Source organism: Pseudomonas sp. SJZ103 (assembly GCF_007828335.1).
GTDB lineage: Bacteria > Pseudomonadota > Gammaproteobacteria > Pseudomonadales > Pseudomonadaceae > Aquipseudomonas.
On record NZ_VIUN01000015.1, the window covers coordinates 1 to 12,852 of the forward strand.

Consider the following 12,852-nt stretch of genomic DNA (forward strand, 5'->3'; position numbering starts at 1 on the left):
AATCTTGGGAGAGCTCCAGTCGATTGGACTTGAAAGAGATGATCTCAAAGCCTTGGCCAAAACGAATGGTCAAATCAGCGAACGTAGCGAACTGACCTATCACAACATCATTGGTGCATTGGTGAGCCTTCTCTTGGGCCATTCGCCCGCCGGAAAACCTCTTTCGGTATTCACGAATCAAGCAGCCATCGTTGATGCCATTGTCGCCCGTCACACAAATGTGCCTGGCCTCAGTAAGCGCACGCTGGATGAAAAGTTTGCCGTGGCCAATCGTAGCCTCAAAAAAAATAACTGATCGAGTCAATTGCGTTGCAATAGGCCTGATTGCAACGCAATGACTCGTCCGCCCTGATGCGATTCAATCCATGTCACTTCCCACCACGCGCCAATCGGCGCCAGGAGTGACTAGCATGTCCAGCCAATCTGAACCCACCATTGAAACATCTCAACTAGCGCGCTACATCATGCGACGTGAGGAGGTCGAGCAAAAAACCGGCTTCAAACGTGCGCACATTTACAACCTGATGAAGCAAGGCACGTTTCCGCGAGCAAAGCGCATCGGACTGCGCGCAGTGGGCTGGGACTCACTGGAAATCGAGCACTGGATTGCAGAACGCCTTTCGCGACAGGAGTGAGGCGATGCACGTGGTCTCGGTGGTGTCCACCAAGGGTGGCGTAGGCAAAACTACAGTAGCGGCGAACCTCGGTGGCCTATTGGCCGATGCTGGTCTGCGTGTTCTGCTCTTGGATCTAGATAGCCAACCCACCCTCTCCAGTTATTATTCACTGAGCCGGAAAGCTCATGCAGGTGCGTACGAGCTCATTGCACTCAATCTAACAATACCTGAACGAATAATTTCTAGGACTGCAGTCGTCGGTCTCGACCTGATTTTCTCCAACGACGATCAAGGTCGACTGAGCACATTGTTGCTGCATGCCCCTGACGGACGACTACGCCTGCACAATTTGCTCAACGAGTTGTGTCTCAATTATGACCTGCTTTTGATCGATACTCAGGGAGCACGCAGTGTACTGCTGGAAATGGCCATCCTGGCCTCCGATCTCGCCCTCTCTCCCATCACGCCAGAAATGCTCGCTGCCCGCGAAATGCGCCGTGGCACCTTGAAGCTACTGAGTGAGCTCGAACCGTTTCGCCACCTAGGTATCGACCCGCCGCCCTTACGGCTCTTACTGAACCAGGTGAACGTCAATCGACTGGACACCCAGATGATCATCCGGAGCCTGCGCGCGACTTTCGCAGAGGCTACCAATATCTCGGTTCTAGACACTGTAATCCCGGATAGGGTGGCGTATCTCAATGCCGCCTCCCTCGGCTTACCGGTCCACCGAATAGACGCTCGCCCGTCGAGTAAACGCCGACGCTCGCAGTCTGCGCTAGAAGTCATGCAGGCGCTGGCCATCGAATTATTCCCTGAATGGCGTGAAGCGATCTCTTCGGTAATGAGGTGTGCGGAGCCTCGATAAAAAATCACCCAATCAGCATTTCACCGATTTTTTTGTTTGATCGACCTTGAAGCAAATAGAGCTTGGTAAGGAGTTTTCTAATGTTGGATCAGTTTCCTATCGTTGTTCAGCCTTCCATTCGACCACGCGACGCGGCTTGCGAGGAATACTGCACCGTGGTTTTTCGTTTGCAAGGTGGGCGCTCGGCAATGGTGTGGTTCCTCGCAGAACTCTCCGAACATTTCGAAGGTTCAGGGACTGCCGAAATCGTGAAATTCGAGGTCGGTGACCATTTACATAGCCGACGTTAACCGAGGCGGTTGCGATGAAGAAGCTCAGTCAGGAGGAAATCACCGACAAGCTGCACCAGGACCACTTCACTCGAGGTCCAGAACTGGAACGCCTGTCCGATCCCGTCATAGACACTCCCATGCTGGTCACTCTGGAACAGTTACGTCCCTACGAACACAACCCACGCTTCATTCGTAACCCGCTTTATGACGATATCAAGGCATCGATCCGTGAACGCGGGCTGGATCAACCGCCACCGATTACCCGCCGCCCGGGTGAAACCTCTTTCATCATCCGCAACGGCGGTAATACTCGCTTAGCAATTCTCGGCGAGCTGTGGCAGGAAACTCGCGACGAGCGTTTCTTTCGGATTCACTGCCTGTTCCGACCTTGGAGCAATGAAACCAACACCCTACTCGGCCATCTGGCGGAAAGCGACCTGCACGGCCAACTCACGTTCATCGAAAGGGCCCTAGCAGTAGCCAAACTCAAAACCATGCTTGAGTCGGATGGCCCAGAGCTCTCACAACGGGAGCTGGCTCGACGTCTTGCCGCTGGAGGCTATCCGGTTTCGCAGTCGCATATCAGCCGGATGCTGGACACCCTCGAACACTTATTACCCGCCATTCCACAAACTCTGTATGCCGGCTTGGGTAAGCCTCAGATAGAACGTCTGATCGGTCTACGTAGTCAGGCTGAGCGAACCTGGAACCGCTATCCAACCGCCACAGTCGCGTTTGCAGAGTTCTGGCTGGAGACCATGGGCTACTTCGATAGCGATCCTGAATCCTTTGATCTTGAGCAGATCCAGGACGAATTGCTCGAACGCATGAGCCACTTGCTGGGACAGTCCTACCGTATGCTGGCCCTGGAGCTGAGCGATACCCAACGGGTCGTCTCCACGCCTGGGGCTGTCCCCACCACGCCCTCAGAAAGCAGCCATCGGCCAAGCGTGCATGAAACTGCGGCAGAGTTGCCCTCCTCCGATACTAAACCCGAATCAACTGATGCCAAGAGCAAGATAGAGGCAATTTCAGAGGAACGGCTCAACGAACCCGAAACAAATACTTTACCTGCGGTCAGCCACGTATCACGCGTTCAACAGATTCGTGAGCAAATCGATCGCGAGATCATTGCCGAAGCGGAGTCTTCATTCGAAACCTGCACAATCGACGACCTCTGGACCATCGCACCAACGCTGGATACGCCCGAACAACTGCGTTTAAGCATTGCAGGACTGGCTCGGGATATGGCGGCCTATGCCGGAGATGCCAAGTGCATCATTGATCAAAAGCTTGGCTTGGGCTTCGCGTTGGACATTAAGCGACTCGATCTTTCAGCGCCTCGCTCGACCGGCGTTCACCTAATGCTCCTGGCCCTGCTACGTGCTCAAGACGAGGTGAACTGGGAAGATCGCAAGCAAATACCTTCCGCATTGTTCGGGCAGCTGTTGTTAGGGGTCTATCAACTCTATCTGCCAGATCGACCAGTCACGGACGTGGGGCTGGAGCGACTGCCTGACAGTCTGTTAATCAAGCTGTTTCGCCTGATCCGCCTGGCCCGGCGTCTAATCGACTTAACGCTCACCGCTGAAGACAAAAACTCACCGAAGGAGCTGAGATGAACCTGTCCTTCAATATGCTCAATCAAGCCATGCTAACCCAGGTACTGCACGAACTGCGCCTGGGTAATCTGCAACGCTGCAAGGCACTTGGACTGAGTGAGGATGACATCTTAGTGCTGCAATCCTTACCACCAACCACGCTATCGCGCCTGGCTCATGCCACTGTCCCTTGGCTTGAGGTCAAGATTGACTCGCCGGTGCTGCATCGGTTGATCGAGCAAGCCGAACGGGACGAACAGAACGAACGCTTGATCAACCGAGCGCTCAAGCTCGGCGCCAGCAGCACCATCATGTACCAGTGCTTTGGCTTGGCGCATTCGGAAACAGCCATGCGCCGGCGTCTACTCAAAATAGAAACACGTAAAGGCCGCCCCCAACATTTAAGCGAAGCGCAGGAGCATGCGTTGTGGCAACGTTGGTGCCAAATACGAACAGAGGACGGCACCGAGGATAAACTCGACGCCATGATGATGCTTGCCGAAGAACAACAGATCAGCTTGACCATCGTTTGGCAGCAAATCGACCAGTACAGCAACAAAACATGAATGCTGTTCTTGCCAGTCGCTGGCAACGTGTCCTGCAGCAATGCACACAGCAGCTGCATGAGCGCTGGCCAGCACGCCCTACCACTGAACAGCCCTCCAACCAGGCTCTACAGGCTGGTTTTCTGTTTAGTGGCCAATCACACGAAGTCGTGCCACGTCGGTTGCTGTTGGATAATCGGCTGACGCCATTGGAGCGAAATGCATGGCAGGTATTTCGGCTCATGCTGCAAGGCCAGGGCGTGGTCACGCCGCGCTATGAGGATTTGCAACCTTACCTCTCGAGCGTGCCTTACGGTGCGTCAGCCTCGCGTGAAACCATTGCACGCGTGTTGACGATGCTTAGGCTCACTCGCTGGCTCAGTTTGGTGAGCCGCGGTCGCGATCAAATCAGCGGGCGGCTACAAGGTTCTTTGTACGTTCTGCACGATGAGCCGTTAACCCCCGCCGAAGCCATGGAGCTGGATCAAGATTATCTAGAACTGGTCGGACATGCCCTCGGTCATGCGACGAAGGCCGTGCGGATTGTCGCTCAACACATTGTGGAAGAGGTCCGACAGGACACGAATATCGATCAGGGTCGGTTACCGACGCGGCTCGACAGCTGGGGCGAACAGTGGACGCAGCAAGGCTTGGATCAGCCGTCCGATGATGCATTCCACAATTCCGAACGTGGGGAAGATCACCACGTTCGGAATCGTGCAGGCCCTCGTTCGGATTCCGAATCAGGCTCGAACCCTAACGTTTCCAGCACCGTTCGGAATCTGGACGCTGCCTGTACTGTGTTAAAAGAAAGTAAATGTACAGTACCGCGCGCGACCACTACTGTGGATAACCTGCGCTGGCCCACTGCGCTACACCTGAGTCCCAGCGAACGTCAGGCCGTCGCGGTGGCGCTGATCAAGCTTAACCCAGCGGATCAGCAGGCTGTGCTCAACGAGGCGGGGGCACGCTGTAAGGCCGGCGGTATCCGCAAGCCAGCGGCCTATCTGATGGGCCTGATCCAGCGTGCGCTGAAAGGCGACTTTCGTCCTTGGGCAAGTCAGGTCGAACCGTCACCCGTCGCAGAGCCGCCCCCACCCGCTCCCTCGCGGCCGACTCGGAAAAAGGGCGAACCCGCATCAGCCCTCGCCCAAGCGTGTCTGAATGAGCTGCGCCAACTGCGTGGACGCGGTGGAACTCAATAGATTTGATGCCAGTGGCATCAAATCCATAGAGCTCCAGTCTACGAAAATGTCGGACCGAGCCATGGAGCTTTTAGAGGAACACAGGGACGTCCTCAACTAAACGTAGACGTTATGTATTTTCTCTTTCTCACCAAACCGAACAAACCGCGTTCAGCTTTTTGGCTGCCCTTGCCCCTCATCTGTCGCAACGTCCCGTCCAACCCTATGCGAGGACAACACCATGGCCGATCACTATCAACTCAATCTGGGTTCATTGCGCAGCAGCATCACCTTAACCCTGCATACCCACCATGCAGCCCGCATATGGCAGGGTCGGGCCGCACGTGAAGGCGTCCACTCGATCATGGGCATGGCCGGCTACATCAGTGTCACCAACCTGATCAAACAAGCCGCGGCCCAGGACGATCCCTATGCCGATTGGGCCATCGTGCAGCTCGAAGAAAAACTGATGCAGGCAAAGGCTGGGATGGGAGAACTGACCCAACAGCTGGACCGGATCAGACAGGACTTGCCGACTCAGATCGACATGGGGGACAACCTCAACATCCACCCCGTCACTTTGCCATTGTACATTGGCAGTCAGCTGGGTTTTCTGGCGGTTTACCTGCTAACCGACTACGACACGCTGGTCCGCCATACCCTCTTGGCCCATCACACGGCTTTGATCGGCCGAAGAGACATGGAAGCCTGGATCGACGACGGTGCCCACCTGTTACGCAGCCTGTTCGGTCAGGCGCAACGTTATCGACATGCCGGCGTTACACGCGATGATATGGCCGCAAATAATGCCCGCGCACTGGCGGCCGTGGAGAAGTATGGATTGCCCCCGATGGACATCCTTGAGGGTCATCGCCGTTCTCAGTTTGCGCCGCCGATCATTCGCCGTGGTGCTGTAGCAGTGGATGACGCTGATGCGTTGGCAGAGGACGTGGACGGTCCGTCTGTGACCGTTAATGAGCCGGAGGCTGACGCATGAATCCCATGACCCCGATTCAACCAATGCCCTTCAAAGCGTTGACACCGGATGCCTATCGGCAGCTCGAACACGCTGCCTCCCTAAAAGGCCTTTTAAAACCTTTTAAGGGTAAGGGGGAGTTGGAGCACCTGGCGCAGGTGGCGAGGGAAATCGAGGCGCAGTTATGTCGCCTGATGGAGGCTGTCGTGCAGCAATCCGGGGAGCCGCCGTACTCGCTATTGAAGATACGATTGGTGCTGCAGAAGACCAGTGCGGGCAGCACCTTTTTGCGTTGGCGCACCCGTGATTTTTCTCGCATGGGTGTGGCGGTTTGGGAGCGTCAGATCTCCAACAAAGCATTGCCGCAGATCGTACGAGAGGAATTGCACCGTTTCGAATGCGCGCGTATCGCACTAAACCTTCAGATGAGTGTGGTGCATTCGCTCTACCGCCAGGCTACGACCTGCGCGATCAAAATGGCCAGTGCCGAACAGTTGCTGCGCCAGTTCACACCCGCAGTGGAGAAAACACGATGAGTACTTTTTTCGTCGGCGAAGGCAATATCGGCAGTGCGCCAGAGTTCCAGGAGTTCGCCTCAGGCAATGACGAGCCACGGCGTTTGCTACGGCTGAATGTATACTTCGACAACCCCATCCCACGTGAGGGCAGCTATGAAGATCGGGGCGGCTATTGGGCGCCGGTTGAGCTCTGGCACCGTGAGGCTGAACACTGGAGCACGCTGTACCAGAAAGGCATGCGCGTGCTGGTCGAAGGTCGTACGGTGCGCGATGAGTGGGAGGACAGCGAAGACAATGCACGGGTGACCTTCAAGATCGAGGCCCGTCGAGTCGGCATCCTGCCTCACCGGGTACACAGTGTGGTCATGCGGGAACGCTCCAGTGAAACGGCGGCCTCTCAAAATACAGAACAGGCCAGTTCACCGACGTCGAAATCCAAGAAACACAAAGGACAATCACCTAAGGCCTGAACGACTTCAGGCATAAAAATTGCGCCTTTGCGCGAAGTTCTTGGCCTGTCATTGCTCGCTGCTCGTGAAGCCCCCCACCCAGTTACGAACGCTCCAATAAAGTAGCAGCTTCAGCCCATTCAAGGCCGCCCTCACCGACTAATATGAGGAACCTGCCATTCAGGTTTCTCATATCTCGCCCCTGCTACTTCGAACAACGCTGCTCCGAACTCAATCCGGAGTAGTGATATGCGCCTCTTCCTCTGCGAAAAACCTTCCCAGGGTCGTGACATCGCCAAGGTTCTCGGAGCCACTCGGCGTGGCGATGGTTGCCTGATCGGCCCCGAGACAACTGTCACATGGTGTATAGGCCACCTACTGGAGACGGCCCCGCCTGAAGCCTACGGCACTCAGTACAAGAACTGGTCGTTGGATCATCTACCGATCATTCCGGCGCAGTGGCAAGTGGAGGTCAAACCCACGACTGCCGCGCAGTTCGAAGTCATCAAACGCCTGCTCAGCGAAGCCACCACCGTTGTCATCGCAACCGACGCCGACCGCGAAGGTGAGATGATTGCCCGCGAATTATTGGAGCTCTGCCAGTACCAAGGCTCTGTTCAGCGCCTCTGGCTGTCCGCACTCAACGAAGCATCGATTCGCAGGGCACTGACCTCGCTGAAGTCTGGTCAGGAGACCTTCCCGCTCTATCACTCGGCCCTCGCCCGCAGCCGTGCCGACTGGCTGATCGGCATGAACCTCAGTCGTTTGTTTACCCTTCTTGGTCGGCGGGCAGGCTACGACGGCGTTTTGTCAGTGGGGCGCGTCCAGACACCCACCTTACGTCTGGTGGTCGATCGGGATCGTGCGATTGCCGGCTTTGTCCCGGTGCCTTACTGGAACGTTGAGGTACACCTATCGTCGATGGGCCAGCGACTCATCGCGTCGTGGTTACCGCCAGGCTCAGGACGGGACGAGTCGGGGCGTTGCCTACAACAAGTGCTTGCCCATCACGCGGTCCAAACAATCACCGACGAGAAGTCTGCCACGGTAATCTCGTTACATACTGAGCATTTCCGAGAACCGCCGCCCCTGCCCTTCGACCTGAGCACATTGCAGGAAGTCTGCTCGCGTAAGCTGGGGCTCGGCGTCCAGGAAACCCTGAACATCGCCCAAGCCCTGTATGAAACCCACAAAGCCACCACCTACCCGCGCAGCGATTGCCGCTATCTACCAGAGAATATGTTCAACGAGGCTCCCGCGGTACTCGACGCTCTGCTCAAAACGGATCCTGCACTCAGACCTGCATTCGAGGACCTCGATCAATCATTGCGCTCTCGCGCATGGAACAATGCCAAGATCACTGCGCACCACGGCATCATCCCCACCACCGAACCGGCAAACCTGGTGCGGATGTCCGAACAAGAACGCCATGTCTACGAACTGATCCGTAGCCACTACCTAGCGCAGTTTCTTCCGCATCATGAGTTTGATCGGACCCAGGTCGAACTGGCGTGTGGCGAAGAACGATTGACCGCTGTGGGCAAACTGATCTTGGTCCAGGGCTGGAAAAGCTCGCTCTCCGAAAACACCGAGGAGGATGAGCCCATTCAAAAATCCCAAGTCTTACCCATCTTGCAACAGGGCACGCAGTGCGCCGTGGACAATGTTGAACTCAAATCCATGCGAACTGCCGCTCCTAAACCTCTCACCGAGGGTGATCTGATCAAGGCGATGAAAAACGTCGCCAAGCTTGTCAACGACCCACGCCTGAAACAGAAACTTCGGGACACCACCGGTATCGGAACCGAAGCCACACGAGCCGGCATTATCAAAGGGTTAATTGATCGCGGTTATTTGCTGAAGAAAAAACGCGCCTTAATGGCCTCGGCGGCGGCCCATACCCTGATCGAAGCGGTACCAACAGCGGTTGCAGATCCGGGTATGACCGCAGTCTGGGAACAGGCTCTGGACGAAATCGAAGCGGGACGTCTGACCCTGGATGCATTCGTCGCCAAACAGGCAAACTGGATAGCGCAACTGGTCGCACACTGCGGTTCACTGACTTTAGCCATGCCTGTCGAAGCCAGCCCGGCCTGCCCCATTTGCAACGCCTCAATGCTCAAGCGAAAGGGGAAATCAGGGCCGTTCTGGTCATGCTCCCACTACCCAGACTGCAAGGGCACTGCCCCGTTCAAAAAAGATACGCCTCGCCCATAACGCGCCATTGGAGATCAACATAAGCATTGGGGTCAATGTAATGGTCAGTGCATCATCAACGGTGACTGATCCCTCTCTAAGTCGATTAAGGGTTGTCCGATTTCACGGGCCAGGGCGATGCCTGTCGAAATCCATATCTGCCCCAGTTCGTTGAACGCTTTCAGGTGATCAGGATTTTCGTTGAGCCAATGAACAAGGCTGTCGAAGTGTTCGGGGTTATCCGGGCAATCATGGATCTTGATGAACAGCTCCAGTGTTCGATCCCAGATCTGATCCATGACGTTCTCGCTCTTCTCTTCCATGCTCAACCGTTCCTCAGCTTGGCCCTTTCAGACCGCTCATTTCTCACTGACCACCTCGGACTCTGATTCCTGGAGGAATAGAAGCCACGTCGCGACAAACAGCTATTTAAGTCAATATAACAACCCTTTAAGACGACACTCAACCGTTAAGGATGTTAATGTCAATGGGTCTTTGCTCAACCATCCGGGTTGAATTGGAGAGCTCATCACTTGGCACATAAACATCCAACCCAAGCCCAAATTGGACGCATGATCGCGAAACACCGCACTCAGCGTAATCTGACCCAGGAAGAGGTGGCTGAACGCCTGGGGATCGGCAGCGAAGCCATTTCGCGCCCTGAGCGGGGGGTGGTGGAGCTTTCCGTGGTCAAGCTGATGCAACTGGCGGACATCTTCGGCTGCCGGATGGATGAACTGCTGACGGCGTCGAGCAATCGCCCCAACGACCAGGGCCAGATGATCGCGGGCCTGCTGAGCGGCCTTCAAGAAAGCGACCGGGCCTTTATCCTGACGACCGTCGAACAGCTGGCCGCTCATCTCAGTAGCAAATAATCTCTTCGCCCATTGGCTTGACGTCGTCACACCCGCTCTGCTGTAGTGCCTCAGGATCATCGCTTACGGCGACCCAAGACCGATTCGCTCCGGGTAGTTCGGTCGGACTCCCTGAGTTCGGAGCCTTCTCTTCTGCGGAATTTCATTCCCGCTTTGTGCTCGACCTGATCGTGGTGGCGGATGACCACTGTTGCCTCTGCCAGACAACAGCGGTCATCCGCTTCGGCGATCGTATTCAGCCCCGGAGCCCGCCGGGGAAACACTGGGCACCCTTTGTGCGCGGATGCGTGCCAGTAGCTTCCGACCCAGGCCACGACAAGGGTCGGTTGGCGAATTTTGATGCAGTTAAACCAAGCATTGCGAGGAGCTTGTCAACTGCACAAAACCGTCAAAGGTGGCTTTTCTGTTCGTCGCCTGGCACCCCGCCAGGCTCACTCTTCATTTTTTTCATTCCAGTGACTGCCACTGAGTTCCGGCCATAAAAAACTGGGTTGCAGCGCCTTGACGCTCCCCTGTAACGGGCTTACACAAAGGGCGTGGTTCGCTGTCGTTGACAGCCCAGCCCAGGTAGCCAGAACCTTCAAGGCTACGCCACGTTCGTGGTGGTTTACCCAAGTGCGATCAGCGTTCGGAAGCTCGCACGGTTACCGCTTCAGCGGTGATGAATGCCCACTACTCCATGCCTGCGGATCACCACCGCATACGTTTCTCTGCTGCAGCGCTATTCTCCCAGACGCATCGTTCTGATCGTCATCGGCTTGCCGGTGGCGAGTTGTTCATTGCTCACCTTACCCACCCTGACGGGGGCTCACTTCCCCGTCAGGGATTGTGCGCCGCCGTTTTCCCTTGAAACAGGAGAACCACCATGGCCCACGCCAACCAATCCCAAGAAGCGACCACTTACTTCAACCTCCACACCGTCGGTATCGGCTACCTCAACCGTGTCCGTGAAGTACAAGTCCGTCGCGGTCAGCCATTCATGGCCTGCGATATCGCAGCCCTGCACGGAGCCACCGATGCGGTGGAGTACACCCGCTTCGACTGCAAAGTCGCTGGGGGTGAAGCTGAACGCTTGATTCGTCTCTATATGGACGCCGTCAACGCCGAGAAAAAGGTCTTGCTGTCGTTCCGTATCGGCGACCTGTGGATCGATCCGTTTCTCTACGAGAAAGGCGATAAGCAAGGTCAACCGGGCGCTAGCCTGAAAGGTCGTTTGCTGTTCATCGACTGGATCAAGGTCGACGGCACATTCGAGTACAAAGCGCCCGCCAGGCAGGAAGCAACAGCACCTGCTGAGCAAGCGCCCACCAGTGAGTCATCCGCACCATCGGCTGATGCCGAAGCTGAGGATATCGGAAACCCAATAGAGGCTCGGGTTGAACCTGAATCTCCACCCACTCCGCGCACGGCCCGCCGTGATGCCACCCATACCGTTCAGTCCGACTGAACAGTCCACGATGTTCCTCATCAAGGCGCTCCCCCGAGCGCCTTTTCTTCAATCGGCACAGGAGAACCGACATGGAATCCTTCTGGCTATGCGACGACTGCCTGTTCGCTGCGGCTTACGAGGACTACAGCACGTTATCGCTCTACTACACGACGGATGAAATCGAGAAACGCATCGCCGATATCCATCGACCCACGTGCCGACGCAAGACTGCCCCACCTCTAAATTGGTACAAATCCAGCGTAGGCGAAGGTGCGAGAGGAGTCAGACTGGATCAGTGGCATTTCGGCACCTGGATCAAATCGGCGTCGGCACGAACAGCCTCATAACTACATTCCATACGCGAAAATATACTATCGTCCCATCGAACCAGCCTTGCGATGGTGCAATCTAATGGCCCATGAAACAGAAATTCTGGAGGTCTCCTGGCATTGCCCCGCCACGCTCAGCACAGCCTTTCCGCAATGGCCATGCCTATTTCTAGATCACTCCCCCTCGGGAAAACCTCATTCGGTTTTTCGATCCCAGGCCGCCATTGTTGACGCCCTGACCGCTCGCCATAAAAACCTGTCTGGCATTACCAAGCGCACCCTAGACGAGAAGTTCGCTGCAGCAAAGCGCAGTCTTACGTACTCTTCAAAATCAATCAAAACCAGCAGCCCCTTGAAGCCGCCATCATGGAGCTGGCCAACTGGGCCGAGCAGCGCTGATCTTGGGATGTCGCCGATAACGTTCGGGGTGCTTTGGCTACGACCAGCAAGAACGAAGAGTTCATCAACATGAGCCTAGTGGTACTCATGGTTCCGGAGTGAGCAGATTGATTCGAGGCTGCCCCCCCCGACGCTGTCGAATCAAGGCACTAGGATGGCTTGATGGATCTCGATAGAAGGAATTGCAACTTCGATACGCCGGTTTTCAAGCCAACCTCTCGTTTTGCTGACATCGAAAATCTGCCCCTGATCCATCAAGGTTAAGATGAGCTCATCAGAAATTCGGTAGCGTCCACAATCCGGACAATCCCTCTCTTCCCATGGGCCATGACACTGAATGCGCTCTGCGACACCGACACAAATTAGACAATTCATCGCGACCACCAATTTATAGTTGTTCCCGATCCGTCGTGGGCCGCTTGCGACAGGGTACTCATATGTACTAATCGCGTGCACTAATAAGCCTAGTGTTTGGTCGACTGGAAAGATCAAAAGAAAGTTCGGAGCGATGACGTTTTCGGTACAAATACGTCGTATCCACCCGATCCCGCCTAAGCACTGGCGGAAAGCGGCAGCACTCCTAGCTTATTGCCT

Annotated in this window: 14 protein-coding genes and 1 pseudogene; 14 read left to right on the forward strand and 1 reads right to left on the reverse strand. The window is 55.7% G+C overall.

Annotation, left to right across the window (positions count from 1 at the left end; genetic code table 11):
- The 11 genes and pseudogenes from FBY10_RS25350 to FBY10_RS25400 form a co-directional block, all read left to right on the forward strand.
- A pseudogene (locus tag FBY10_RS25350) lies at positions 1 to 295 on the forward strand (hypothetical protein); the annotation flags it as partial.
- A 115-nt stretch (positions 296 to 410) separates the two neighbouring features.
- Positions 411 to 635 (forward strand): AlpA family phage regulatory protein, encoded by a 225-nt coding sequence (locus FBY10_RS25355; RefSeq protein WP_145338325.1) that lies wholly within the window; start codon positions 411 to 413, stop codon positions 633 to 635.
- A gap of 4 nt (positions 636 to 639) precedes the next feature.
- Positions 640 to 1,485, forward strand: coding sequence for a ParA family protein (locus tag FBY10_RS25360; protein ID WP_145338324.1), 846 nt, complete (start codon positions 640 to 642; stop codon positions 1,483 to 1,485).
- An 80-nt stretch (positions 1,486 to 1,565) separates the two neighbouring features.
- Positions 1,566 to 1,775 (forward strand): hypothetical protein, encoded by a 210-nt coding sequence (locus FBY10_RS32055; RefSeq protein WP_101270254.1) that lies wholly within the window; start codon positions 1,566 to 1,568, stop codon positions 1,773 to 1,775.
- 14 nt (positions 1,776 to 1,789) lie between these two features.
- Positions 1,790 to 3,379 (forward strand): ParB family protein, encoded by a 1,590-nt coding sequence (locus FBY10_RS25370; RefSeq protein ID WP_145338323.1) that lies wholly within the window; start codon positions 1,790 to 1,792, stop codon positions 3,377 to 3,379.
- A complete protein-coding gene (locus FBY10_RS25375; RefSeq protein WP_145338322.1) occupies positions 3,376 to 3,924 on the forward strand; it encodes a DUF2857 domain-containing protein in 549 nt (182 codons plus the stop codon). The genes FBY10_RS25370 and FBY10_RS25375 overlap by 4 nt, the downstream gene beginning before the upstream one ends.
- Positions 3,921 to 5,108 carry an STY4528 family pathogenicity island replication protein gene (locus FBY10_RS25380; protein ID WP_145338321.1) on the forward strand — a complete coding sequence of 396 codons (1,188 nt, stop codon included), beginning with the start codon at positions 3,921 to 3,923 and terminating at the stop codon, positions 5,106 to 5,108. The genes FBY10_RS25375 and FBY10_RS25380 overlap by 4 nt, the downstream gene beginning before the upstream one ends.
- A gap of 220 nt (positions 5,109 to 5,328) precedes the next feature.
- A complete protein-coding gene (locus FBY10_RS25385; protein ID WP_145338320.1) occupies positions 5,329 to 6,084 on the forward strand; it encodes a PFL_4669 family integrating conjugative element protein in 756 nt (251 codons plus the stop codon).
- Positions 6,081 to 6,599: a DUF3158 family protein gene (locus tag FBY10_RS25390; RefSeq protein ID WP_145338319.1), complete on the forward strand. Its 519-nt coding sequence runs from the start codon at positions 6,081 to 6,083 to the stop codon at positions 6,597 to 6,599. Before FBY10_RS25385 ends, FBY10_RS25390 begins: the two co-directional genes overlap by 4 nt.
- Complete coding sequence (locus FBY10_RS25395; protein WP_145338318.1) at positions 6,596 to 7,051, forward strand: single-stranded DNA-binding protein; 456 nt, start codon at positions 6,596 to 6,598, stop codon at positions 7,049 to 7,051. Before FBY10_RS25390 ends, FBY10_RS25395 begins: the two co-directional genes overlap by 4 nt.
- A 228-nt stretch (positions 7,052 to 7,279) precedes the next feature.
- Positions 7,280 to 9,247: a DNA topoisomerase III gene (locus FBY10_RS25400; protein WP_145338317.1), complete on the forward strand. Its 1,968-nt coding sequence runs from the start codon at positions 7,280 to 7,282 to the stop codon at positions 9,245 to 9,247.
- A 44-nt stretch (positions 9,248 to 9,291) separates the two neighbouring features.
- On the opposite strand, the gene FBY10_RS25405 is transcribed toward FBY10_RS25400, so the two are convergent.
- Positions 9,292 to 9,549 (reverse strand): hypothetical protein, encoded by a 258-nt coding sequence (locus FBY10_RS25405; protein ID WP_145338316.1) that lies wholly within the window; start codon positions 9,547 to 9,549, stop codon positions 9,292 to 9,294.
- A 210-nt stretch (positions 9,550 to 9,759) separates the two neighbouring features.
- On the opposite strand from FBY10_RS25405, the gene FBY10_RS25410 reads away from it, so the two are divergent.
- From FBY10_RS25410 to FBY10_RS25420, 3 genes are all read left to right on the forward strand, one after another.
- Positions 9,760 to 10,101 carry a helix-turn-helix domain-containing protein gene (locus tag FBY10_RS25410; protein WP_145338315.1) on the forward strand — a complete coding sequence of 114 codons (342 nt, stop codon included), beginning with the start codon at positions 9,760 to 9,762 and terminating at the stop codon, positions 10,099 to 10,101.
- Between the two features lie 865 nt (positions 10,102 to 10,966).
- Positions 10,967 to 11,548: an STY4534 family ICE replication protein gene (locus tag FBY10_RS25415; RefSeq protein ID WP_145338314.1), complete on the forward strand. Its 582-nt coding sequence runs from the start codon at positions 10,967 to 10,969 to the stop codon at positions 11,546 to 11,548.
- 71 nt (positions 11,549 to 11,619) lie between these two features.
- Positions 11,620 to 11,877, forward strand: a complete 258-nt coding sequence (locus tag FBY10_RS25420) for a hypothetical protein (RefSeq protein ID WP_145338313.1) — start codon at positions 11,620 to 11,622, stop codon at positions 11,875 to 11,877.
- Positions 11,878 to 12,852: the final 975 nt, after the last annotated feature.